We start from the raw sequence: 23,104 nt of genomic DNA, 5'->3' as shown, positions 1-23,104 counted from the left end.
TTTTGTTATAAATTCAATTTAAAATTACATCATTGAAGCTGCAACCTTTTTATAAGTACCATTTTCTAACAATTCTCTAATTGCAGAAAAAGCAGTAATTGTTTCATCTATATCTTCTTGAGTATGCGTAGTTGTAGGTATTAATCTTAATATGATTAATCCTTTAGGTATTACTGGGTACACAACAATAGAACAAAAGATACCGTGATTTTCACGTAAATCATTCACCATTGCCATGGCTTCTGGAATATCTCCTTTTAAAAACACTGGAGTTATACACGTTTGCGTAGTTCCTAAATCGAAACCAGCTTCTCTTAAACCAGATTGTAAAGCATTTGTGTTTTCCCACAATTTTGCTTTTAATTCTGGCATTGTACGTAACATATCTAAACGTTTTAATGCTCCTTTGACCATAGCCATTGGCAATGATTTTGCAAACATTTGAGAACGCATATTGTATTGTAAAAATTGAATTACATCTTTATTTCCTGCAAAGAAAGCACCAATACCAGCCATAGATTTTGCAAAAGTTGCAAAATATACATCAATTTCATCTTGTATACCTTGCTCTACTCCCGTTCCTTTCCCATCAACTCCTAAAGTTCCAAAACCATGCGCATCGTCAACTAAAAGTCTAAAGTTATATTCTTCTTTAAAAGAAACTATTTCCTTTAAACGACCTTGTTCTCCTCGCATTCCAAAAACTCCTTCAGAAATCACAAGAATTCCTCCACCAGTTTTATCTGCCATTCTTTTAGCACGTTTTATGTTTTTTTCAAAACTTTCCATATCGTTATGACGATATACAAAACGTTTTCCAGAATGTAAACGAACACCATCTATAATACACGCATGTGTATCCATATCATAAACAATAATATCATCTTTTGAAACTAAAGCATCTATTGCAGAAACCATTCCTTGGTAACCAAAGTTTACTAAATAAGCAGCGTCCTTCTCAACAAATTCTGCGCATTCAACTTCTAATTGCTCATGAAATTTAGTATGACCAGACATCATTCTAGCTCCCATTGGATAAGCCATTCCGTGTTCTGCAGCAGCTTCTCCATCAACTTTTAAAACTTCAGGATGATTTGCCAATCCTAAATAATCGTTAATACTCCAAGTAACTACTTTTTTTCCGTTGAAAGACATTCTATTAGAAATAGGTCCTTCTAACTTTGGAAATACATAATATCCTTCAGCTTGTTTAGCCCATTTACCTAACGGGCCCTTATCTTTTATTATTCTATCAAATAAATCTATCGCCATTTTTTCATCTTTTTTGAAGATAGCAAAGGTAGAAAAATTTAATAGTTTTAACAATTGGTTAATTAGGAGAAATAAAGTCTTTTTCTAGTCTAAAAAACCTTGCGCTTGCATCCAAGTATCACTATAGATTTTATTAAGATATCTAGAACCATGATCTGGAAAAATTAGAACAACAAAACTGTTTTCATCAAACATATCTAAAGCTGCATATTGTTTGGTTGCCTGTACAACTGCACCTGTAGTATATCCACAGAAAAGTCCTTCTTTTTTTAAAGTTTCTCTTGCTTGCATAGCAGCATCTTTATCAGAAACTTTTTCATAAACATCAATAACATCAAAATCTGTTGCAGTAGGAATTAGATTCTTACCTAAACCTTCAATTTTATAAGGACTTACCTCGTTTAAATCGAGTTCACCAGTCTCATGGTATTTTTTTAATACCGAACCAATAGCATCAACTCCTAAAATTTTAATATTAGGGTTTTGCTCTTTTAAGTATTTTCCGGTTCCTGAAATAGTTCCTCCAGTTCCACTTGCAACTACCAAATGTGTGATTTTCCCTTTCGTTTGTTCCCAAATTTCTGGACCAGTAGTTCTATAATGAGCTTCAATATTTAATTCGTTAAAATATTGATTTATATAAACTGAATTTTTAGTTTTTTTATGAATAGTTTTTGCAACTTCATAATAAGATCTTGGGTCTTCGGGTGGCACATTTGCAGGGCAAACATGCACTTCTGCGCCCATTATTTTTAGTAATTCTATCTTATCTTGAGAAGATTTATCGCTAACTGCTAAAATACATTTATAGCCTTTTACCAAACTAATCATTGCAATACTAAAACCAGTATTACCAGAAGTAGTTTCTACAATTGTTGCACCTTTTTTAAGGATTCCTTTTTTTTCTGCGTCATTAATAATATGCAATGCAATTCTATCTTTTGCAGAATGACCTGGATTAAAAGCCTCAATTTTAGCAAAATAAGAGCCTTTTAATTTTTTAGTAATTTTATGAAGTCTTATTAGTGGAGTTTCTCCCACTAAATCTAAAATACTATTATTTATTCCGTGATTTCTAGTCATTCTATCTTTTCATAAAAACCTCACAAATTAAATAACTAAACTAAAATCAGTAATTATAATTTGTGAAATTTTCTTTTTAACAGATGCAAAAGTACATCATCAATCTGAAATATAAAATTGATTTTATGGCTTAATTAAATCTGTCTCTAATTTATCTTCCAAAGCTAAAAAGAAAGAATAATCTTTTGCGGTTTCTTTTAAAGCCTCAAACCTACCTGAAGCACCACCATGACCCGCTTCCATATTAGTATGTAATAATAATAATTTGTTATCTGTTTTTAATTCACGAAGTTTAGCAACCCATTTTGCAGGTTCCCAATATTGCACTTGTGAATCATGATAACCAGTAGTTACTAATATATTAGGATATTCTTTAGATTTAACTTGATCATAAGGTGAATATGATTTTATGTAATTATAATATTCTTTGTCGTTTGGGTTTCCCCATTCGTCATATTCTCCTGTTGTTAAGGGAATTGAATCATCTAACATTGTAGAAATTACATCTACAAAAGGAACAGCAGCAATAATTCCGTTATACAATTCAGGATTCATATTTACAATTGCACCCATTAACAATCCACCAGCAGAACCACCCATTGCGTATAAATGATTTGCAGATGTATAGTTCTTTTCTATTAAATGTTTAGAACAATCTATAAAATCGTTAAACGTATTCATTTTGTTTAACATTTTACCATCTTCATACCAGTTTCTTCCTAAATATTCACTCCCTCTAATATGTGCTAAAGCATATACAAATCCTCTATCTAACAAACTTAAACGGGTTGTAGAAAAACCATCTGGAATTGTATAACCATAAGAACCATACGCATATTGTAACAAAGGAGTTTCTGCATTCAATTCTGTATCTTTATGATACACCAAAGAAACAGCTACTTTTTCACCATCTCTTGCCGTTACCCAAACGCGTTCGCTTTTATAGTTTTCTTTTTGAAATTCCCCTCCTAAAACTTCTTGTTCTTTTTTAACATCTTTAGATTTATCGCTCATATTAAAATCGATAACAGATGCAGGAGTTGTCATTGAATTATAAGAATATCTTATGATATTTGTATCAAAATCTGGGTTAGCATATACGCCAACAGAATACGTTTCTTCATTAAAAGGTAAGTAGTAATCTTCTTTTTTATCCCAACGTTTTATACGAACTTTATTTAAACCGTTTGTTCGTTCTTCTAAAACTAAATATTCCTTAAATATTGAAAAATCTTCTAATAAAGTATCATCTCTATGCGAAATTACATCTACCCAATTTTCTTTTTCTGTTTTAGAAATGGGTGTTTTCATCAACTTAAAATTGATAGCATTGTCTTTATTTGTCAATAAATAAAAATCATCTTCAAAATGCGAAACACTATATTCTAAATCACGTTCTCGAGCTTGAATCATTGTAAATTCTCCGGTAGGGTTGTCTGCATCTAAATATTGAGCTTCTGTAGAAACCGTGCTATGAGAACCAATAATAATATATTTATCAGATTTAGATTTGGTAACATACGTTCCAAAAGTATCGTCTTTTTCATGATAAACTTCTACATCTTCAGAAGTTGGTGTTCCTAAAACATGTCTAAAAATTTTCTCACTTCTTAATGTTTCTGGGTTTTTCTTTGTATAAAAAATAGTTTTATTATCATTTGCCCAAACAGAACCACCTGTTGTATTCTCTATAACGTCTTTATAAACTTCACCTGTTTCTAGGTTTTTAATTCGTAAAGAATACTGCCTTCTACTTACTGTATCTGTTGCATAAACTGTTAATTTATTATCCGTAGAAATATTTAAACCACCTAATTGAAAATAATCGAAACCTTTTGCCTCATCATTTACATTAAAAAGAACTTCTTCTTTTGCTTCTAAATTGCCTTTTTTTCTGCTGTAAATAGGATATTGCATTCCTTTCTCAAAACGAGTAATATAAAAATAACCATTATCTTTATAAGGTACAGAAGAATCATCTTCTTTAATTCTACCTTTCATTTCTTCGAATAATTTTTCTTGAAAATCTTTGGTATAATTAGTTAGGTCATCATAATACGCATTTTCTTCTTCTAAATAATTTACTACATTTTGAGTTTGTTCGTCTTTTACTTCAGAAAGTTTTTGTTCATCAGATAAACGCATCCAAAAATAATTATCGATTCTTACGTCTCCGTGTTTCTCTAATTTAGTTGGTTGCTTCTCTGCAACTGGTATTTTTGAATCTGTACTTTTCATTATTTTATTTTTACAAGCGGCTGCTAAAATAAGACTTAATACCATCAAAGAGATAAATATCTTTCTCATTTTTAAATGATTTGAGTTCTCACTAAATTTACTAATTTTACAACCAATTAAATTTAAAATAAAAGAACCATGTTTGGAGACGTATCTGGAATGATGAATAAGCTTAAAGAAGCACAACAAGAAGTAGAAAAAACAAAAATAAGATTAAATTCTGTTTTGGTTGATGAAAATTCTGCTGACAATAAAATTAAGGTAACTTTAACCGCTAATAGAGAGATAAAAGCAATTTCTATTGATACATCTTTACTTTCTGATGCAGAAGAATTAGAAGATTATTTAATTCTTACTTTAAATAAAGCCATTGAGAAAGCTTCTAAAATTAATGAAAACGAAATGGCGGTTGCCGCAAAAGCAGGAATGCCAAATATACCAGGAATGGATATGTTTAAATAATTTACTACTTAATATCATATTTTCGATAATTAACTGTTAAGTTTATTGAGTTATTTTTAACAACATTTAAACAAAAACAACTCTGTGAAAGAGGTGTTTTTGCTTTTTATAAATTATAGTAAAGAGCACATGAGTAAAGAGAAAAAAACAATTCTAAAAAGAATTTTTAAATGGAGTGTTTCTATACTAATCATTTTATTAATTACTTTAGTTTCTATTCCGTACTTGTTTAAAGACAAAATAGTACAAATGGTTACAAATACTATTAATAATAATGTAAACGCAACGGTTACATTTAAAGAAGCTGATTTAAGTTTCTTTAGAAGTTTTCCATTAGCAAGTTTAGCTGTTAATGATGTTTTAGTTATTAATAAAGAACCATTTTTAGGAGATACATTATATCATGCAAAATCATTGAATTTAGACATGAAAATTACCGAACTTTTTAAAAACACGAATGAAACGATCAATTTAAAAAGTATTTCTACTTCTAACGGAAAAGTAAACATCGTTTTTAATAAAGATGCTATTGCTAATTATGACATTGCTTTAAAGAGTAACACTCCAGAAAACACACAAAATAGCAGCTCTTTTTCTTTTAACATTCAAGATTACAAAGTTGATAATATTCAATTTAATTATTTAGATGAAAGTTCTAACACTGAATTACAATTAGATAGTATTTATCATACAGGAAAAGGGAATTTTTCGAATGAAGTTTTAGATTTAGACACAAAATCTACAGCAAAAATTTCTTTTGATTTAGATAAAATTAATTACCTAAATAATGTTTCTATTTCTTTGGATGCTGTTTTAGAAATGGATTTAAAAAATTCAAAATTTACTTTTAAGGAAAACAAAGGTTTTATAAATCAATTGCCATTAGAGTTTAATGGCTTTATTAAACTGATTGATGAAAACCAATTGTATGACATTCGTTTTAAAACACCATCTTCATCTTTTAAAAATGCGTTGGCACTTTTACCAGCACAATATTCTGGCAATTTAAAATCGATAACTACTAAAGGTAATTTTGATTTAAATGGCTTTGTAAAAGGAACTTTATCAGAAACTACAATTCCTACTTTTGATGTTTCATTTTCATCTAAAAATGCACTTTTTAAATATGCAGATTTACCAAAATCCGTAAAAAATATTAACATAGATTCTAAAATAATTAACAAAACCGGAAACATAAAAGATACTTATGTAGCTATTAATCAATTAAATTTTAAAATTGATGAAGATATTTTTTCTGCAAACGGAAATATTAGAAATATTACTACAAACCCAGCTGTGAATATTGCTGTCAAAGGGATTATTAATTTGGCAAACATCTGCAAAGTATATCCTGTAAAATTAGAAAACGAGTTAGCAGGAATTTTAAAAGCAGATATTTCTACAAATTTTGATATGAATTCTGTTGAAAAAGAAAAATATCAGCATATAAAAAATGCTGGAAATGTCTCTTTAAATAATTTTAAATATGATGGTAAAGATGTTGCAAACCAGTTTTTAATTGATAAAACTTCCATCACATTTAATACCAATTCCATAAAACTAAAAGAGTTTAAAGCAAAAACAGGAACTTCAGATATTTCTCTTAAAGGAAATTTAAACAATTTCTATGGGTTTTTATTTAAAAATCAAGTCTTAAAAGGAAATTTTGATTTGAATTCTAACAACTTAAAAGTAGCAGATTTTCTTTCTACAGAAACTGTAAAAGGTGAAAAAACCAAAAAAGGGAAATTAAAGATTCCAATATTTTTAGATATCAAATTGAAAGCAAAAGCAAAAACAGTTCTATATGATAATATTACATTATCTAATGTTTCTGGAAATGTTTTTATTAAAGATGAAACCGTAAACTTGCAAAACCTAAAAACTGATATTTTTGGTGGAAATATAGGTTTTAGCGGAAAGGTTTCTACCAAAGGAGAAACTTCTAAATTTAATATGGATTTAAACTTAAAAGAGTTAAATATTTCAGATTCTTTTACAAGTTTAGAAATGCTAAAAGCAATTGCACCAATAGCAAAAACAATTGAAGGTAAAATAAATTCAACCATAAAAGTTTCTGGTGATTTAGATGAAAACATGAGCCCTGATTTAGCAACAATTTCGGGAGATTTATTCGGGAAATTATTAAACCCAAAACTAAATGGAAGTAATTCTAAAGTACTTACTTTATTAGGAGATAAACTTTCTTTTTTGGATACTGATAAACTAAATTTAGACGGAATAAATGCTCTATTATCATTTGAAAACGGACAAGTTAATGTAAAACCAATTCCTTTAAAATATAAAGATATTGGTATTGAAATATCAGGAAACCATAGTTTTGATAATAAAATGAATTATGATATTGTTTTTGATGTTCCTGTAAAATATCTAGGTACAGATGTTACTAATTTAATTGCAAAATTAACACCTAAAGATGCAGCATCAGTGAAAAATGTTCCAGTAAAAGGAACCTTAACAGGCAGTTTTGGTAGTCCAAATTTTTCATCAAACATTAAAGATGCTACTTCTAATTTAATGAAAGATATAATTGAAAAGCAGAAGCAAAGTCTTATAAATCAAGGAAAGGATAAGCTAAACAATTTGTTAGGTTTAGGAACTAAAAAAGATTCCACAAAAACAAAAGATGACACAAAAGGTAAAATTAAAGGGCTTTTAGACGGCCTTTTCGGAAATAGGAAAAAAGATACTACAAAGAAAAATTAGTTGTGTATAAAACGTAAAAAAGGAAGCTTATCGGCTTCCTTTTTTTTTACACAAAGTGGTTTAATTATGATGCAAAAGCTCCTACAAATATTAAAGAAACAAAAGCTAAAGCATATAATGATAAAATTATAATTGTAAAAACACCAACATACTTATAATGAGATTTTAAAATTTCAAAAGCATCAGATAAAGTCTCATCATTTTTTGTTAATAAAGCTGTTTTCATTTTACTTGAAAACTGATACAGATAATAAACTGGTAAAAAATATAATAACGCTAAAATTAAATAAGTAATTGTCATTACAATTCCTAAATCAAAAGGCATTGCTTGTGCTTGTGGTATTGCACTAAAAATAGTTCCTGCAAAAAGTGCAAAAACAATCATCAATCCAATACCAACAAAACCAATGATAGCTAAAAATTGAGACCATTTAGCCGTTTCTCTTAAATAACTTTTTGAGCGACCATTTAATGTTAATAGTTCTAATTCTGTAATTGGGTTTTCCATAGTAATATAGTTTTGTTAGTAATAGTTTGTTCTCAAAAGTAAATAAAAAAGCCACGAGTACACAAAATTAATTTAGTGAATTCGTGACTAAAGGTTTTATTCTAATAATTTCTTCCTACTTAAAATCAGAAATTGTGTTCTTAATAATTGCAATACAATCCATTAATTGTTCTTCAGTCATAACTAAAGGTGGTGCAAAACGAATAATGTTTCCATGCGTTGGTTTTGCTAATAATCCGTTATCACGAAGTTTCATACAAATATCCCAAGCAGTAGAACTATCTTCAGAATCGTTTATTAAAACAGCATTTAACAACCCTTTACCTCTAACTGATAATACTAAATCTGTTGTTTTTGCAAATTCTGCTAATTCATTTCTGAATATTTGACCTAAAGCTTCCGCATTTTCTGCTAATTTTTCATCTGCAACAACTTCTAACGCAGCAATTGCAACAGCAGCTGCAATTGGGTTTCCACCAAATGTAGAACCATGATTTCCTGGTTTAATAACATTCATAATGTTATCATTTGCCAAAACAGCAGAAACAGGATACGCGCCTCCACTCAAAGCTTTTCCAAGAATTAAAACATCTGGTTGTACATTTTCATGATCTACTGCTAACATTTTACCCGTTCTAGCAATTCCTGTTTGCACTTCATCTGCAATAAATAACACATTATGTTTAGTACATAATTCTTGTGCGCCAGCTAAATAACCTTCAGAAGGTACATAAACACCCGCTTCACCTTGTATTGGTTCTACTAAAAATGCAGCAATATTAGTACTACTCTCTAAAGTTTCCTTTAAAGCTTGTAAATTATCATACTCAATTTTTATAAATCCATCTGTATAAGGTCCAAAATTCTTTCTAGCAACAGGATCATTAGAAAAAGATATAATAGTCGTTGTTCTTCCATGAAAATTATTTTCACAAACAATTATTTCTGCTTTATTTTCATCAATTCCTTTTACTTCATACGCCCATTTCCTAGCAAGTTTTAAAGCAGTTTCTACAGCTTCTGCACCAGTATTCATTGGTAATAATTTGTCAAAACCAAAAAGTTCGGTAGCAAATTTCTCATACTTACCTAAAACGTCATTGTAAAATGCACGAGAAGTAAGTGTTAACTTTTTTGCTTGATTTACCATTGCATCCACAATTTTCGGATGACAATGTCCTTGATTTACAGCAGAATAAGCAGATAAAAAATCATAATATCTTTTACCTTCTGCATCCCAAACGTATACACCTTCACCTTTACTCAAAACCACAGGAAGTGGATGATAGTTGTGTGCACCAAATTTGTTCTCTAATTCTATCGCTTCTTGCGATGTTAACTTGTTTAAAACAGCCATTTTTAATTACTTTAAATGTTTATATTAAAAAAACATTCCTGTTCTACCTTTATCCTTCTGAAGTTTCAGAAATTCAGCGTGGGAAAGAAATCATCCTCGAAGTTTCACAAAAGTAGTAAATTTATTTTTAGAAAATAAAGTTTTATTTGGGCGTTACCTATGGGTCGCGCTTTCACTACTCGCTTTTTTCGTACCTCAAAAGAGCTCAAACAAATCGTTCAATCACTAACGCAGATAGAGAATCTAAAACACAAGTTATTTATCTAGTGGAATTTGCAGTAACCAACAACTCTAACCTCTTAATTTCTCTTGATAAATCATTTTTATTCATTTGCATCCAAGAGAATATTTTTATCATACTCATTGTAATGAAACAGAGAATTGTTGCGCCAACCCATAAAATAAGCTCATTCGTATTTTCAACATCAAAAGCTTGAACTATACAGTAAATAAAGAATCCAAAAACGATAATGTTTGTAATATTCATTATAATAGAAATAAAAGCGTTTTTACCTTTAAATATACCTAAAACTTTTCTAAAAATATTCTGTTCCTCTAATTCATCATAAAATCTTGCTTCTTCTTGCGTTAATGTTTCTTTAATTAATTTGTCTATTTCTTCTTTATTATTTTTCATAATTTATATGTTTTAATTTTGTTTTTAATTTTTCTCTTGCATGAAATAATCTCGATTTTGTGGTACCAATAGAAATCTTTAAAATTTTACTAATTTCTTTTAACGTGTAATTTTCAATATAAAATAACTTAACAACCATTTGTTGTTCAATAGATAGTTTTCTAATTGCACTTGCAAGTTTCTGTTTCAAAACCGAGTTATCATTAACTTCTAAAGCTATATTTTCTGTTTTACTATCAAAATAAAGGCTTTGCAGTTTGTTTTGTTCTCTTTGTTTTGCTCTTAAAAAATCAATAGCTTTTCTATTTACTATACTAATTGCCCAGCTTTTAAATTTCTCTGGTTCTTTTAAATTGTCTAATTTATTTATAATAATTGTCCAACTTTCTTGTGCAATATCTTTCGCTAAATCGGCATCTTTAACAATCCAAAAAGCGAAATTACAAAACTGTAAATGCCATTTTTTTATCAAAAAAGAGATCATTTTTTTATCTCCTTTTTGATATCTTTCAATCAAAATTGCGTCAGAAAGAATTTTATTTTTGTTCATAATCGATTACACACCATAGACGAGAGAAAAACGAAAAGGTTCATTTTATTTTTTGTTTCCTGTTTTCACGGGAATGACAATTTTAATAGAAATCCAAGGCAAAAGCCTCGGAAAATTATTTTCGATTAAAGATATATCAATTATTATTGGCGTTTTCGTCAATATAAGACCTCAAATTCCTTAATTTTGCAATCCTAAAATATTTAAAATGCCACGTAGAGAACGAAACAAATTTGTAAAGAAGAATCAAGTTTTAGAATTAAAAATTGAAGATTACGCTTTTGGAGGAAAAGGAATTGCAAGAATACATTCCGAAGATGGAAGTTTTGTTGTTTTTGTACCGAATACTTTACCTGGCCAATTGGTAAAAGCACAGATTAATAAATCTAGTAAAAATTACGCAGAAGCAAAGTTAATAGATGTTTTAGAACCATCAGAAGATGAAGTTGAAGTTCCTTTTCAAGATATTCCTGGTGCGCCTTACATTCAATTACCTATTGAATTACAGCATAAATATAAAAAAGAAAGTACACTTTCATTATTCAAAAGAATTGGTAAAGTAGAAAATATAGAAGATTTATTCGACGAGTTTGTAACCTCGCCAAATGTATTTCATTATAGAAATAAAATGGAGTATGGTTTTTCTGCCATTGGTTATGACAGATTAAATAAAACAGATAAAGACGAATTTACATTGGGTTTTAAAAGACGTGGTGTTTGGTGGATGGGAGATAATCTTGAGAAAGATTCTGGTTTGTTTGACAAACAGATGGAAGACAACCTAAAAAACATTCGTCAATATTGTATAGAAACAGGTTTAGAACCTTGGCATGGACCCAAAAAAACAGGTTTCTTTCGTTATTTTGTGGTGAGAAAATCTTTTAAAACAGATGAATTGTTATGTAATTTAGTAACTACTTCACCAGAATTACCAAATTTTGATTTAAACAAATTCGCAGATTTTCTAAAAGGTATTTTTGGAAATCGTTTAGCTGGTTTATTACATACTATTAATGATGAAACTGGCGATAGAACCATTGCAACTTCTGGTAGCATTGATTTAGTTTATGGAAAAGATAAAATTGTTGAAGAATTATTAGGTTTAAATTTTGAAATCAGCATGAAAAGCTTTTTTCAAACAAACCCAAAATGTGCAGAAAAACTATATAATAAAGTAGTAGAGTATGTTTTAGAAGACAAATCTAAAGTAGACAACACTGTGGTTATGGATTTGTTTTGTGGTACAGGAACTATTGGTCAAATTGTGGCTTCAAAATCTAAAAACGCAAAAATAGTAGGCGTAGATATTGTTGCTTCAGCTATAGAAGACGCAGAAAAGAACGCAAAAAGAAATAATATAGATGGCTTAAAGTTTTATGCAGCAGACGTTGGTAAGTTTTTAATTGCACATCCAGAATATCAAAATAAAATAAAAACGATTATTTTAGATCCTGCAAGAGCGGGTATTGCACCAAAAACGTTGCAGAAAATCATTAACTTAAATGCAGACAGAATGGTGTATGTTTCTTGTAACCCTGCAACACAAGCAAGAGATACAGAATTGTTAGCTGAAGCTGGTTACATAATTAAAAAAATTAGTTTGGTAGATCAGTTCCCTCATACAAGTCATATTGAAACTGTTGTTTTGTTTGAGAAAGAGTAAAGAATTCTTTATCAAATTTATGAAAACTTTATTTATTGATTGAATTTTCATTTAATATATTTGTAAAATGCTTAAGAAGGTTTTTGGAATTATTTTTATATTAATATCTTTAATTTTTTGTATTGGTTTTTTATTACAATTACCAAAAATTTTAAACGAATTCTATTCTGATAATTTTGGCTATTTAGTGGGCTATGCAATTGGTTCTTTTTTATTTTTAATAATTGCATTTATTTTTTTTCAACTAGGATTAAGGCTGATTAAAAACACACCAAAAAAAACTGATTCTATTAATCTAATTGGTAAAAACAATAACTTGTAAAATTGATCAAAATAATGAAAAAACTTTCAGAATTCGAAATAAATAAAAAGTTAGAAAACCTCGTGGACTGGGAGTATTATGATGATGCTTTACATACAGATTTTGAATTCGATAACTTTAAAGATTGTATGTCTGCAATGAATCGAATTGCTTTCGAATGCGAAGCTTTAAACCATCATCCAGAATGGGCAAATGTTTACAATACTTTAGACATTAAATTAACTACACATGATGCAGATGGTGTTACAGAGTTAGATTTTAAATTGGCAACCGCTATCAATATAATTGTTGAAGTTGAAGAGTAGCTTTATGAAAAAAACATTGTTATTTATTTCCTTTTTTGTTATCCTATTTTCCGCTTGCGAAAAAGATGATTTCTGTGTTCAAAATCCGGTTACACCACAATTGGTATTAAGTTTTTACAATAATACAAATAGGGAAACTTTAAAAAGTGCACAACGTTTATCTGTTTGGGCAGAAGGTAAAGACACTTTAGAAACATATATAAGTCAAAGAAAAGACAGTATTTTTATTCCTTTAAATACTTTAGCTACGCAAACTATCTATCATTTAAAGATAAATAATATCGATGGAAAAAAAGTAAACAATAAAATAGCAACTTTAACCATTAACTATACTCCACAAGAAGAATATGTATCTCGTTCTTGTGGTTACAAAGTTATTTTTAATGACGTTTCTTTTAGTACGGATAACAGTTGGATTCTCGATTTTACGCCAACAACATTAACCACCATAGACAACCAAGATGAAGCACATGTACAAATATTTCATTAGCATTTGTTTTCTTTTTGTTTTTGTTGATGGATTTTCACAAGACAAAAAAACATTTAAAAAGGAAACGGTAAAAGATACTCTTGTTTACAAATCTAAATACGGTTTGCGTATAGGTGCAGACATTAGTAAACCTATTTTATCTGCTATTGATGGAGGTTATAGCGGCTTTGAAATTGTGGGAGATTATAGAATTTCTAAACGATTTTATGTAGCCGCAGAACTGGGTTATGAAGAAGAAACAAATGCAGAAGATTATACAAATTCTACCGCAAAAGGGAGTTATATTAGATTAGGTTTTAATTATAACGCCTATGAGAATTGGTTAGATATGAATAACGAAATATCTTTAGGCTATAGATATGGGTTCAGTTTATTCGACCAAACTTTAAATTCTTACACACCAAATGTAAATACTCTTTATTTTCCAGCAAATACACTTACAGTTCCGCAAACCACAAGTGGTTTAAATGCCCATTGGTCAGAATTTATAATGGGTATTAAAGTGGAAACTCTAAATAATTTATTTGTTAGTTTTAGTGTTTCTTACAAAGTTTTAATGAGTGTAAAAGACCCTGAAAACTTTAAAACGTTATACTCACCAGGCTTTAACAGAATCTTTGAGACTAATTCTGGATTTGGTTTTAACTACACACTTTCTTATTTAATTCCTTTTACTAAAAAATAAAAAGTAACACTTATTTATTTTTTGTAAATTTAACCTCCATTTTATTAAAACAATTTAATATGAATAAAATACCTAGCGTAAATTTAGCCGATTTTTTATCTAATGATAAAAACAGAAAACAAAAGTTTATTGCAGAAATTGGTCACGCTTATGAAAACATAGGATTCGTAGCTCTAAAAGGTCACTTTTTAGATGATAAATTAGTAAGTAATTTATATTCAGAAATTAAAAACTTTTTTGAGTTACCAACAGAGACTAAAGAAAAATATGAAATCCCAGGAATAGGTGGACAAAGAGGTTATGTTTCTTTCGGGAAAGAGTCTGCAAAAGGCAAAAAAGAAGGTGATTTAAAAGAATTCTGGCATTTCGGACAATATGTAGATAAAAATTCTAAATACACCAATGAATACCCAGAAAATGTTACCGTAAACGAATTAGCAAAGTTTAATGAAATTGGTAAAGAAACTTACCAAATGCTAGAAAAAACAGCAAAATACGTATTGCGTTCTTTAGCCTTACATTTAGATTTAGAAGAAACTTATTTTGATAATTATATTAAAAACGGGAATAGTATCTTACGACCTATTCATTATCCACCAATACAAACTGAACCAAAAGGAGCTGAAAGAGCTGCTGCTCATGGAGACATTAATTTAATTACTTTATTAATGGGCGCGCAAGGAAAAGGTTTACAAGTACAAAACCATAAAGGCGATTGGATTGATGCCATGGCTGAACCAGATGAATTAATGATTAATGTGGGCGATATGTTATCTCGTCATAGTAACAACAAATTAAAATCTACCATTCATAGAGTCGTAAATCCGCCAAAAGAAATGTGGGGAACTTCTCGTTATTCAATTCCGTTTTTTATGCACCCAGTTTCTGATATGAAATTAGATGTTTTAGAAAATTGTATCGATGAAAAAAACCCAAAAAAGTTTGATGATATTACAGCTGGAGAATTTTTGGATGAACGTTTACGTGAATTAGGATTGAAAAAATAAAAGAGCCCATCCTAACCTTCCTAAATGTAAGGAACTAGCAAGTTTGTGGATATTTATTTATATAAATATTATTTGCAAGTAAATCGCTTTTTTAAAAGTAAAATAAATATTAATTACAACTCATTTTAATATGAGTAAGTATAAAGCATGAGTTTTTCCCCTTTGGGGAAATTAAAAGGGGCTAATATGGATTTCAAAGACCAATTAAAAAACTTGTTTCCAGAACATAAAGAAACAAAAACTGTAGTTAAAGAAAAATCGAATATTTGGATGCAAAAAGACCCAATTATTTGTAAATACGAAAAAAGAAAAGGAAAGCCAATTACTATTCTAGAAGGATATACTGGCGCTACTTCAGATTTTAAAATTCTAGCCAAAGAAATTAAGACAAAGCTCTCTGTTGGTGGTAGTTTTAAAGACGATAAAATAATTATTCAAGGTGATTATAGGGATACAATAATGGCCATGTTAATTGAAAAAGGATTTAAAGTAAAACGTGTTGGAGGATAATTTTTCTAATCAAAGCAATAAAAAAGAACATTAAACGTTGTTTTTAAATTATGGGGAATTCAATTTTACACATCACAAACGGAGACACCACAACTAATTACCTTCAAAAATTACATTTTTCAGGAGATTTTATAACTTGGCGAGAAATGTTATGTGAAGGTAAAACTACTACAGATGTTGGAAGTGAGAAATTCTGGAAAAATCGTTTCGATTTTTTTAAATCCACATACAAAGTAAGCAAACAAAAATTTATTAATTACACCGTTAAAGAATACAGAAACCTGTGTAATAAGAAAGAACAAAAAGAAATTGTTCTTTGGTTTGAACACGATTTATTCTGCCAAATTAACATGCTTGCTGTAATAAGTTGGTTAAAACGGTATCGAAAAGGATATCATATTTCTCTAGTTTGTAGTGGAAAAGTAGAAAATTCTAACAAAATGTTCGGTTTATCTGAACTTTCCGAAGAACAAATTACCGATCATTTTAAAAACAGAATTGATTTAAACCAAGACGATATTGAATACGCAGATTATATATGGCAATTGTATTGTTCAGACAGTCCTTTACGTTTAGAAACTGTCTACAAATTTAAATCAACATCTCCTTTTACATATCTAGCTACTGCATTAGAAGCCCATTTACAGCGTTTTCCTTCCATAAAAAATGGTTTAAACACTATTGAAAACAATATTCTTAAAACTGCAAATAATCATCGCTTTACCTCAAAAGATGAGTTGGTTCATCAACTTTTAAAAGAGCAGGAAGTATACGGTTTTGGCGATTTACAGTACGAACACAAAATAAACAACCTTCAAAACTTATTTTCTTCTTTTAATCCTGTTTATATTTCTAAAAAAGGAAAACAGGTTTTAGATAATCAAGTTAATTTTTACGGTCAATTACGTAATGATATTTCGTATCTTGGCGGCTCTAAAAAATACAGTTTTCTATTTCAGAACGAAACTAAAAAACTGCTACAAATTACATCTTAAATGTCTATAAAAAATTCTGAACTTATCTTAAATCCAGATGGAAGTATATATCATCTAAATTTAAAACCAGAAAACATTGCCGCAAATATTATTTTTGTTGGTGATCAAGATAGAGTCGAAAAAGTTACAGCACACTTTGACTCTATTGACTTTACAACACAAAAGCGTGAATTTAAAACTTCTACAGGAACATATAAGGGAAAAAGGATTTCTGTTATTTCAACAGGAATTGGGCCGGACAATATTGACATTGTTTTAAACGAATTAGATGCGCTTTTTAACATCGATTTAAAAACAAGACAACCAAAATCTAAATTAACTTCTTTAAACATTGTTAGAATTGGTACTTCTGGTTCTTTACAAAGTGATATTCCGGTAGATTCTTTTTTAATGAGTTCGCATGGTTTAGATTTAAACGGACTACTTCACTCCTATCAAATTGATGAAATTTCAAATTTAAAAATAGAAAATGCTTTTGTAAAACATACTAACTGGAGTACTAAAAAAGCGCATCCTATTATTATAAAAAACAGCAAGGTTTTAGAAAATAAATTAACATCCGAGAAAATCTATAAAGGTATAACTGCAACTGCAGGTGGTTTTTACGGCCCACAAGGAAGAATTTTACGTTTAGGTTTACAAGATGCTGAATTGAATAATAAAATTGATAGTTTTCAATACAATACACATAGAATTACAAATCTAGAAATGGAAACTTCTGCAATTTACGGATTGTCTAAATTATTAGGCCACAATGCAATTTCTATGAATGCCATAATTGCCAATAGAGCAAATGGTACTTTTAGTAAAAACCCAAGTAAAGTTGTTGCAGATTTAATAATATATACTTTAGAAAAAATAGCAGAATAAATGTTTGATTTAAAAGTAGGTGGTGTACCAGAACACTTTAATTATCCCTGGTATTTAACCTTAAAAAATAAAGAGTACACTAAAGAAAACATAAATCTTCGTTGGAAAGATTTCTATGGTGGAACCGGGCAAATGTGTAAGGCTTTAAGAAATGGTGATGTAGATATTGCTATTGTTTTAACCGAAGGTATTATAAAAGATATTGCTGATGGAAACCCTTCTAAAATTGTACAAACTTTTGTAAAAACACCTTTAATATGGGGTATTCATGTTGGTGCAAAATCTAAATTTAAAAAAATTAAAGATTTAGAACATGCAACTATTGCAATTAGTAGATTTGGTTCTGGTTCTCATTTAATGGCAATTGTAAATGCACACAACCAAGGCTGGAATGTTAAAAACCTAAAATTTAAAGTAATTGGTAATTTACAAGGTGGTATTGATGCACTTACAAACGGAGAAGCAGATTATTTTATGTGGGAACATTTTACCACAAAACCGTTAGTAGACAATGGTATTTTTAGAAGGGTAGATGATTGCCCAACACCTTGGCCATGTTTTGTTATTGCAGTTAGAAATGAAGTTTTAGAAAATAATTTTAACGAAGTTAAAAAAGTTTTAGATATTATAAATAATCAAACTGCCAATTTTAAAAGCATTAAAAACATAGATAACACGCTATCTATTAGATACGAACAACAATTAGAAGACATTCAAAAATGGTTGAAAATAACCAAATGGAATGACGGAAAACCCATCACTAAAAATTTAATTACACGTATTCAAAATAAAATGATGCGTTTTAACGTTATCAAAAAGAAGAAAAACTCTGCAGATTTTATAAAAAATATGTACATTTAAATTTTTAAAACCATTACCAATGAAAAAAGTAGTATTTATTGCAGTTTGTATTTTAGGAATTATGTGTTTTTCTTCTTGTAGAAGTACTTCTAAATCTTGTGGTTTAGCAGACAATACAACAACTATTCAAACAACATTAAATCAAGTAGATTTAACTTAAATCAACTTGATTCTTAATTTCAAATTCAATGAATCCGCTTTTTAGCGGATTTTTTTTGTGCTTAAATTATTTCAGCAACTGAAATTGTTGTTAGATTTGCCACAAATTCTCGATTTTAAAAGCTTTGTCTATAAAAAATGAAACAACTTCTCAATACAAAATTTTTGAAAAATAAAAATTTCACTCGAAGTGACATTAGGTTTATTAAAAAGACAAAGAATACTGTCAGTTCGAGTGATTTTTGAGAAACGAAAAAATCATATCGAGAACCATTAATACCAATCAATAGCCTTCTCTCCTATTCCTTCTAAAAAAATATTCGTTTTAGAAAAATGTTTACTTCCAAACCAACCTCGCCAAGCACCTAATGGAGATGGATGCGGAGCAGTAAAAACTGTATGCTTATCTAAATTTATTAATATAGATTTACTCTCTGCAAACTTTCCCCAAAGTAAAAAAACCACATTTTCTTTTTTATTAGAAATTTGTTTAATAACGCTATCCGTAAAAGTTTCCCAACCTTTTTTCTGGTGACTACCAGCTTCATGTGCCCTAACAGTTAATGTAGCATTCAACAATAAAACTCCTTGCTTTGCCCATTTTTCTAAATTTCCACTTTGTGGAATTTCTTGCTCTAGATCTGTAGATATTTCTTTAAAAATGTTTTTTAATGATGGTGGATGTTTAATTCCATCTTGAACAGAAAAACACAATCCGTTTGCTTGATGTTCACCATGATATGGATCTTGACCAATAATTACCACTTTTAAATCATCTAAAGAGCAAAAATTAAAAGTAGCAAAAATGTCTTCTTGTTTTGGAAAACATTGGTGGTTTTTATATTCTAACTTTACAAAATTGGTTAAATCTTTAAAATATGTTTTATCAAATTCATGTTGTAAAATATTTTTCCAGCTATCGGCTATTTTTAGCTCCATTGTTTGTTATTTTTGTAGGAAATCAAAATTACAAATTTGAGAACAAATATATCAGATAAAACATTACAAGATTTAGAATTTTCAACGGTTTTACAACACGTTGCAGAACATTGTATTTCTGGTTTAGGGAAAGAAAACGTTAGAGAAATTCAGCCGATAGCTAATAAAGAACAACTTTTTACTGAATTACATTTGGTAAATGAATATGTTTCTTCTTTTGAAAGTGAGAATAGCCTTCCCAATCATGGTTTTGATAATGTTACAGAAAAGATAAAACGTTTAGCTATTGAAAACAGTTTTATAGAAACAGATGCCTATTTAAAGATTGCAACGACTTCTTTAACTGTAAATGAACTGATTAAGTTTTTCAAGAAATTTCAAGTTCAGTTTCCTACATTTTTTAAACTTTCTCAAAAAATAGAGTTTACAACTTCTGTAGATGATGAAATAAAGAAAATTATTGAAATTTCTGGTGAAGTTAAAAACAACGCTTCACAAGCATTAAAACAGATTAGAAAAGACATAAACCATGTTCGTGGAAAAATTGGCGCCAGTTTTTCGAGTGCTTTAAGTAAATCTATTGCTTCTGGTTATTTAGATGATATAAAAGAAACCGTAGTAGACAATCAGCGTGTTTTAGCAGTTTCTGCCATGTATAGAAAAAAAGTAGCTGGTAGCTTATTAGGCGCTTCAAAATCTGGTAACATTGTTTATATAGCACCACAAGCAACACTTTCTTATTCTAGAGAGTATCAAAATTTTATTTACGAAGAGAAACAAGAAGTTGTTAAAATTTTAAGAGATTTAGCAACTACTATTCGTCCGTTTACGCCTTTATTAGAGCAATACATTTGGTATTTAACACATATTGATGTTGTTGGCGCAAAAGCAAAATATGCAGTAGAAATGAATGCTATTCTGCCAAAAATTTCCAAAGTAAAAAAGATATATTTCAAAAATGCTGTGCATCCTATTTTATGGAGAAAAAATCAGCAGCAAGAAATAGAAACCATTCCGCAAACCATTCGACTAGATGAAAAACAACAAATTATTGTTATTTCTGGACCGAATGCTGGTGGAAAAAGTATTACTTTAAAAACTATTGGTTTATTACAAATTATGTTACAAAGCGGAATTCTAATTCCAGTAGACGAACGTAGTGAAACCTATATTTTTGATACGATTCTAACAGATATTGGAGACAATCAATCTATTGAAAACCAATTAAGTACTTATAGCTATCGATTAAAAAATATGCGTAATTTTTTACGAAGATGTGGTGAAAATACGTTATTTTTAATTGATGAATTTGGTACAGGTTCTGATCCTGAATTAGGTGGCGCATTGGCAGAAATTTTCTTGGAAGAGTTTTATTACAAAAAAGCATTCGGAATTATTACAACCCACTACTCTAATTTAAAAGTATTAGCCAGCGAATTAGAAAACGTCTCTAACGCCAACATGCAGTTTGATGAACGTTCTTTAGAGCCTTTGTATAAATTATTTATTGGCCAGGCAGGAAGTTCTTTTACGTTCGAAGTAGCACAGAAAAACGGAATCCCTTTTAGTTTGATTAACAAAGCAAAAAAGCGTGTTGAAACTGAAAAAATTCGTTTAGACAAAACCATTTCTAACTTACAAAAAGAACGCAGTAGACTTCAGAAAAACTCTGACCATCTTGAGAAACAAAAATCGAAAGGAAAAGAGCATTTAGACAGTTTGCAAGAAAAAGAAGATAAAATTCAATCTAAATTGGCAGGTTTTCAAGAATTGTATGACCAAAACCAAAAGATGCTTTCTTTAGGAAGAAAAACTAATGAATTGCTGAATAAGTACTTTCAGACCAACAATAAAAAGGAATTAAATGCTAATTTTAACAAATGGGTAGTTGATGAAAAAGTAAGGTTTGCTAAAAAAAACCCTTTAAAACTTAAGACTAAAACTCAAAAACAGAAAGCAAAAGTTGTTGAAAAACAAATTCAAGATACTATTAAAAAGGTTGAAAAAGAGGTTTTAGAAAAAGTTATTGAAGTTAGAAAAGAAAAGAAAATTGTGGCAGCAAAAGTTGCTAAAGAAAAATCTGAATACGTTTATAATATAAATGATAAAGTTAAAATTATAGATTCTAATGCTGTTGGTACTATTGATAGAATAGACAAAAAGAAGGTTACTATTAACTACGGATTCTTTACAACAAAAACTACCGTTAACAAATTGGAATTGGTAGAAAAAGCTAAAAAATAGGTATTTTCACCCTTGATTTTCTTCTAAAAAAACCGAACTTCGCTAACTACGAATATAAGTCATTAAAACGACGTCATATTCGTGTTAACGTTAGCTGTAATAAAAAAAAATGAAGAAATATATTTATACGTTATTATTTTTAGCTCAAATATTTCCTTTGATCTTATTAGGGCAGACTTCAATTATGTCATACAACATAAGATATGATAACCCAAGTGATAATGAAAATTCATGGGAAAACAGAAAAAATGAAGTTGCTGGTCTCATAGAATATTATCACCCTGATTTTTTGGGGATACAAGAAGGTTTGTATAAGCAAGTAGATTTTATACAAAAGAATACATCGAATTATAAATATATAGGAGTTGGTAGAGATGGCAGTAAAAAAGGAGAATATAGTGCTATTTATTATGATATCACAAAATTTGAGTTAATTACTCAAAACACGTTTTGGCTTTCTAATAGACCTAATAAAATTTCAATTGGGTGGGATGCAGCTTTGCCAAGGATTTGTACATATGGAAAATTCAAAAATAAATTAACGAATGATTCAATTCACATTTTTAATGCCCATTTTGACCATATTGGAGTAAAAGCTAGAAAAAAGGCAGCAAAATTAATTTTGGAAAAGATTATTGAGTACAAGTTAAATAATGCTGTCGTTATTGTAATGGGAGACTTAAACTCTACACCCATGTCAGAACCTGTTGCAATATTTAGCAAAAAATTAGATTATGGTTTTAAAAATTCTTTAAAAAAATTTTATGGACCATTAGGTACTTTCAATGGATTTAATAATTGTTTAGAAATAAAGAAAAGAATTGATTATATTTTTACAAAAAACATCACTGTTTTAAGTTATCGCCATATAGACGATAAACGGGTAAATAATCTTTGTATATCAGATCATATCCCAGTACTTGTTGAAATTAAAAATACTACTGCAAACAACGTATATAATTAATTGCTAGTTCTAGCCTACTTGGAAATTCCTTCGGAATTTCCTCTGGTTCGTTTTTGTTTACTAAATTAGTTACTGAAACACGCAACGAAATCATACACAAACCCGTTAGCGAACTCCAATCTAATATTCCCTCCATTCAATAACTCAACGCAACAAATCTAAAATAATAGATTTGTAAAATGGAAGTAAAAAAACATAGACGACTTACACGCAAAGAAAGAGTTCAAATTGAGACTCTTTTAAAAGAAAAAAAGTC

General features: G+C 29.2%; 23 protein-coding genes. 15 read left to right on the top strand and 8 right to left on the bottom strand.

The genetic code is table 11. From position 1 onward, the window contains the following. Window positions 1-24: 24 nt before the first annotated feature. The 3 genes from V3V28_RS14580 to V3V28_RS14570 form a co-directional block, all read right to left on the bottom strand. Window positions 25-1,272 carry an aminotransferase class I/II-fold pyridoxal phosphate-dependent enzyme gene (locus V3V28_RS14580; protein WP_331365745.1) on the bottom strand — a complete coding sequence of 416 codons (1,248 nt, stop codon included), beginning with the start codon at window positions 1,270-1,272 and terminating at the stop codon, window positions 25-27. 84 nt (window positions 1,273-1,356) lie between these two features. Further along, on the bottom strand, window positions 1,357-2,355 hold the full coding sequence (locus tag V3V28_RS14575) for a PLP-dependent cysteine synthase family protein (protein ID WP_331365744.1): 999 nt from the start codon (window positions 2,353-2,355) through the stop codon (window positions 1,357-1,359). 123 nt (window positions 2,356-2,478) lie between these two features. Then, entirely contained in the window at window positions 2,479-4,662 is a 2,184-nt protein-coding gene (locus tag V3V28_RS14570; protein ID WP_442957533.1) for a S9 family peptidase, read from the bottom strand. Window positions 4,663-4,731: 69 nt separating this feature from the next. Here V3V28_RS14570 and V3V28_RS14565 point away from each other — a divergent pair, with 69 nt between their 5' ends. Further along, window positions 4,732-5,055: a YbaB/EbfC family nucleoid-associated protein gene (locus tag V3V28_RS14565; RefSeq protein ID WP_331365743.1), complete on the top strand. Its 324-nt coding sequence runs from the start codon at window positions 4,732-4,734 to the stop codon at window positions 5,053-5,055. Window positions 5,056-5,184: 129 nt separating this feature from the next. Then, window positions 5,185-7,782 (top strand): AsmA-like C-terminal region-containing protein, encoded by a 2,598-nt coding sequence (locus V3V28_RS14560; protein ID WP_331365742.1) that lies wholly within the window; start codon window positions 5,185-5,187, stop codon window positions 7,780-7,782. Between the two features lie 64 nt (window positions 7,783-7,846). On the opposite strand, the gene V3V28_RS14555 is transcribed toward V3V28_RS14560, so the two are convergent. The 4 genes from V3V28_RS14555 to V3V28_RS14540 all read right to left on the bottom strand — a co-directional run bounded on the left by V3V28_RS14555 (window position 7,847) and on the right by V3V28_RS14540 (window position 10,834). Continuing rightward, on the bottom strand, window positions 7,847-8,290 hold the full coding sequence (locus V3V28_RS14555; RefSeq protein WP_331365741.1) for a hypothetical protein: 444 nt from the start codon (window positions 8,288-8,290) through the stop codon (window positions 7,847-7,849). A gap of 115 nt (window positions 8,291-8,405) precedes the next feature. Further along, window positions 8,406-9,647, bottom strand: a complete 1,242-nt coding sequence (gene rocD / locus V3V28_RS14550; protein ID WP_331365740.1) for an ornithine--oxo-acid transaminase — start codon at window positions 9,645-9,647, stop codon at window positions 8,406-8,408. Between the two features lie 259 nt (window positions 9,648-9,906). Further along, window positions 9,907-10,284: a DUF6768 family protein gene (locus tag V3V28_RS14545; protein ID WP_331365739.1), complete on the bottom strand. Its 378-nt coding sequence runs from the start codon at window positions 10,282-10,284 to the stop codon at window positions 9,907-9,909. After that, window positions 10,274-10,834 carry an RNA polymerase sigma factor gene (locus V3V28_RS14540; RefSeq protein WP_331365738.1) on the bottom strand — a complete coding sequence of 187 codons (561 nt, stop codon included), beginning with the start codon at window positions 10,832-10,834 and terminating at the stop codon, window positions 10,274-10,276. The genes V3V28_RS14545 and V3V28_RS14540 overlap by 11 nt, the downstream gene beginning before the upstream one ends. 208 nt (window positions 10,835-11,042) lie before the next feature. On the opposite strand from V3V28_RS14540, the gene rlmD reads away from it, so the two are divergent. The 11 genes from rlmD (at window position 11,043) to V3V28_RS14485 (ending at window position 18,702) form a co-directional block, all read left to right on the top strand. Next, entirely contained in the window at window positions 11,043-12,497 is a 1,455-nt protein-coding gene (rlmD, locus tag V3V28_RS14535; protein ID WP_331365737.1) for a 23S rRNA (uracil(1939)-C(5))-methyltransferase RlmD, read from the top strand. Window positions 12,498-12,564: 67 nt separating this feature from the next. Next, entirely contained in the window at window positions 12,565-12,819 is a 255-nt protein-coding gene (locus V3V28_RS14530; protein WP_331365736.1) for a hypothetical protein, read from the top strand. A gap of 14 nt (window positions 12,820-12,833) precedes the next feature. After that, window positions 12,834-13,124, top strand: coding sequence for a 4a-hydroxytetrahydrobiopterin dehydratase (locus V3V28_RS14525; protein WP_331365735.1), 291 nt, complete (start codon window positions 12,834-12,836; stop codon window positions 13,122-13,124). A 4-nt stretch (window positions 13,125-13,128) separates the two neighbouring features. Next, on the top strand, window positions 13,129-13,614 hold the full coding sequence (locus tag V3V28_RS14520) for a DUF6452 family protein (RefSeq protein WP_331365734.1): 486 nt from the start codon (window positions 13,129-13,131) through the stop codon (window positions 13,612-13,614). Beyond that, window positions 13,595-14,299 carry a DUF6048 family protein gene (locus V3V28_RS14515; RefSeq protein WP_331365733.1) on the top strand — a complete coding sequence of 235 codons (705 nt, stop codon included), beginning with the start codon at window positions 13,595-13,597 and terminating at the stop codon, window positions 14,297-14,299. The genes V3V28_RS14520 and V3V28_RS14515 overlap by 20 nt, the downstream gene beginning before the upstream one ends. A 59-nt stretch (window positions 14,300-14,358) precedes the next feature. Beyond that, on the top strand, window positions 14,359-15,306 hold the full coding sequence (locus tag V3V28_RS14510; protein ID WP_331365732.1) for an isopenicillin N synthase family dioxygenase: 948 nt from the start codon (window positions 14,359-14,361) through the stop codon (window positions 15,304-15,306). Between the two features lie 186 nt (window positions 15,307-15,492). Continuing rightward, entirely contained in the window at window positions 15,493-15,816 is a 324-nt protein-coding gene (locus V3V28_RS14505; protein ID WP_331365731.1) for a translation initiation factor, read from the top strand. Window positions 15,817-15,866: 50 nt separating this feature from the next. Beyond that, entirely contained in the window at window positions 15,867-16,811 is a 945-nt protein-coding gene (locus V3V28_RS14500; protein WP_331365730.1) for a DUF1835 domain-containing protein, read from the top strand. After that, complete coding sequence (locus tag V3V28_RS14495; protein WP_331365729.1) at window positions 16,812-17,681, top strand: nucleoside phosphorylase; 870 nt, start codon at window positions 16,812-16,814, stop codon at window positions 17,679-17,681. Next, the gene (locus V3V28_RS14490; RefSeq protein WP_331365728.1) at window positions 17,682-18,542 is read left to right on the top strand and encodes a substrate-binding domain-containing protein; all 861 of its coding nucleotides are present in this window, start codon (window positions 17,682-17,684) and stop codon (window positions 18,540-18,542) included. Between the two features lie 19 nt (window positions 18,543-18,561). Next, window positions 18,562-18,702, top strand: coding sequence for a hypothetical protein (locus tag V3V28_RS14485; protein ID WP_331365727.1), 141 nt, complete (start codon window positions 18,562-18,564; stop codon window positions 18,700-18,702). A gap of 272 nt (window positions 18,703-18,974) precedes the next feature. Here V3V28_RS14485 and V3V28_RS14480 read toward each other — a convergent pair whose 3' ends face one another. Continuing rightward, a complete protein-coding gene (locus V3V28_RS14480; RefSeq protein ID WP_331365726.1) occupies window positions 18,975-19,640 on the bottom strand; it encodes a uracil-DNA glycosylase in 666 nt (221 codons plus the stop codon). Between the two features lie 36 nt (window positions 19,641-19,676). On the opposite strand from V3V28_RS14480, the gene V3V28_RS14475 reads away from it, so the two are divergent. After that, window positions 19,677-21,884 carry an endonuclease MutS2 gene (locus tag V3V28_RS14475; protein ID WP_331365725.1) on the top strand — a complete coding sequence of 736 codons (2,208 nt, stop codon included), beginning with the start codon at window positions 19,677-19,679 and terminating at the stop codon, window positions 21,882-21,884. 109 nt (window positions 21,885-21,993) lie between these two features. After that, entirely contained in the window at window positions 21,994-22,848 is an 855-nt protein-coding gene (locus tag V3V28_RS14470) for an endonuclease/exonuclease/phosphatase family protein (RefSeq protein WP_331365724.1), read from the top strand. The last annotated feature ends 256 nt before the right edge of the window (window positions 22,849-23,104 follow it).

This window comes from Polaribacter sp. (assembly GCF_036480315.1).
GTDB lineage: Bacteria > Bacteroidota > Bacteroidia > Flavobacteriales > Flavobacteriaceae > Polaribacter.
Note: the sequence above shows the minus strand (reverse complement) of the source record. Positions and strands in the feature narration are given on the sequence as shown.

Coding starts and splice junctions, on each gene's coding strand:
- V3V28_RS14580 (WP_331365745.1), bottom strand. CDS start 1,272: ATGGCGATAGATTTATTTGATAGAATAATAAAAGATAAGGGCCCGTTA.
- V3V28_RS14575 (WP_331365744.1), bottom strand. CDS start 2,355: ATGACTAGAAATCACGGAATAAATAATAGTATTTTAGATTTAGTGGGA.
- V3V28_RS14570 (WP_442957533.1), bottom strand. CDS start 4,662: ATGAGAAAGATATTTATCTCTTTGATGGTATTAAGTCTTATTTTAGCA.
- V3V28_RS14565 (WP_331365743.1), top strand. CDS start 4,732: ATGTTTGGAGACGTATCTGGAATGATGAATAAGCTTAAAGAAGCACAA.
- V3V28_RS14560 (WP_331365742.1), top strand. CDS start 5,185: ATGAGTAAAGAGAAAAAAACAATTCTAAAAAGAATTTTTAAATGGAGT.
- V3V28_RS14555 (WP_331365741.1), bottom strand. CDS start 8,290: ATGGAAAACCCAATTACAGAATTAGAACTATTAACATTAAATGGTCGC.
- rocD (WP_331365740.1), bottom strand. CDS start 9,647: ATGGCTGTTTTAAACAAGTTAACATCGCAAGAAGCGATAGAATTAGAG.
- V3V28_RS14545 (WP_331365739.1), bottom strand. CDS start 10,284: ATGAAAAATAATAAAGAAGAAATAGACAAATTAATTAAAGAAACATTA.
- V3V28_RS14540 (WP_331365738.1), bottom strand. CDS start 10,834: ATGAACAAAAATAAAATTCTTTCTGACGCAATTTTGATTGAAAGATAT.
- rlmD (WP_331365737.1), top strand. CDS start 11,043: ATGCCACGTAGAGAACGAAACAAATTTGTAAAGAAGAATCAAGTTTTA.
- V3V28_RS14530 (WP_331365736.1), top strand. CDS start 12,565: ATGCTTAAGAAGGTTTTTGGAATTATTTTTATATTAATATCTTTAATT.
- V3V28_RS14525 (WP_331365735.1), top strand. CDS start 12,834: ATGAAAAAACTTTCAGAATTCGAAATAAATAAAAAGTTAGAAAACCTC.
- V3V28_RS14520 (WP_331365734.1), top strand. CDS start 13,129: ATGAAAAAAACATTGTTATTTATTTCCTTTTTTGTTATCCTATTTTCC.
- V3V28_RS14515 (WP_331365733.1), top strand. CDS start 13,595: ATGTACAAATATTTCATTAGCATTTGTTTTCTTTTTGTTTTTGTTGAT.
- V3V28_RS14510 (WP_331365732.1), top strand. CDS start 14,359: ATGAATAAAATACCTAGCGTAAATTTAGCCGATTTTTTATCTAATGAT.
- V3V28_RS14505 (WP_331365731.1), top strand. CDS start 15,493: ATGGATTTCAAAGACCAATTAAAAAACTTGTTTCCAGAACATAAAGAA.
- V3V28_RS14500 (WP_331365730.1), top strand. CDS start 15,867: ATGGGGAATTCAATTTTACACATCACAAACGGAGACACCACAACTAAT.
- V3V28_RS14495 (WP_331365729.1), top strand. CDS start 16,812: ATGTCTATAAAAAATTCTGAACTTATCTTAAATCCAGATGGAAGTATA.
- V3V28_RS14490 (WP_331365728.1), top strand. CDS start 17,682: ATGTTTGATTTAAAAGTAGGTGGTGTACCAGAACACTTTAATTATCCC.
- V3V28_RS14485 (WP_331365727.1), top strand. CDS start 18,562: ATGAAAAAAGTAGTATTTATTGCAGTTTGTATTTTAGGAATTATGTGT.
- V3V28_RS14480 (WP_331365726.1), bottom strand. CDS start 19,640: ATGGAGCTAAAAATAGCCGATAGCTGGAAAAATATTTTACAACATGAA.
- V3V28_RS14470 (WP_331365724.1), top strand. CDS start 21,994: ATGAAGAAATATATTTATACGTTATTATTTTTAGCTCAAATATTTCCT.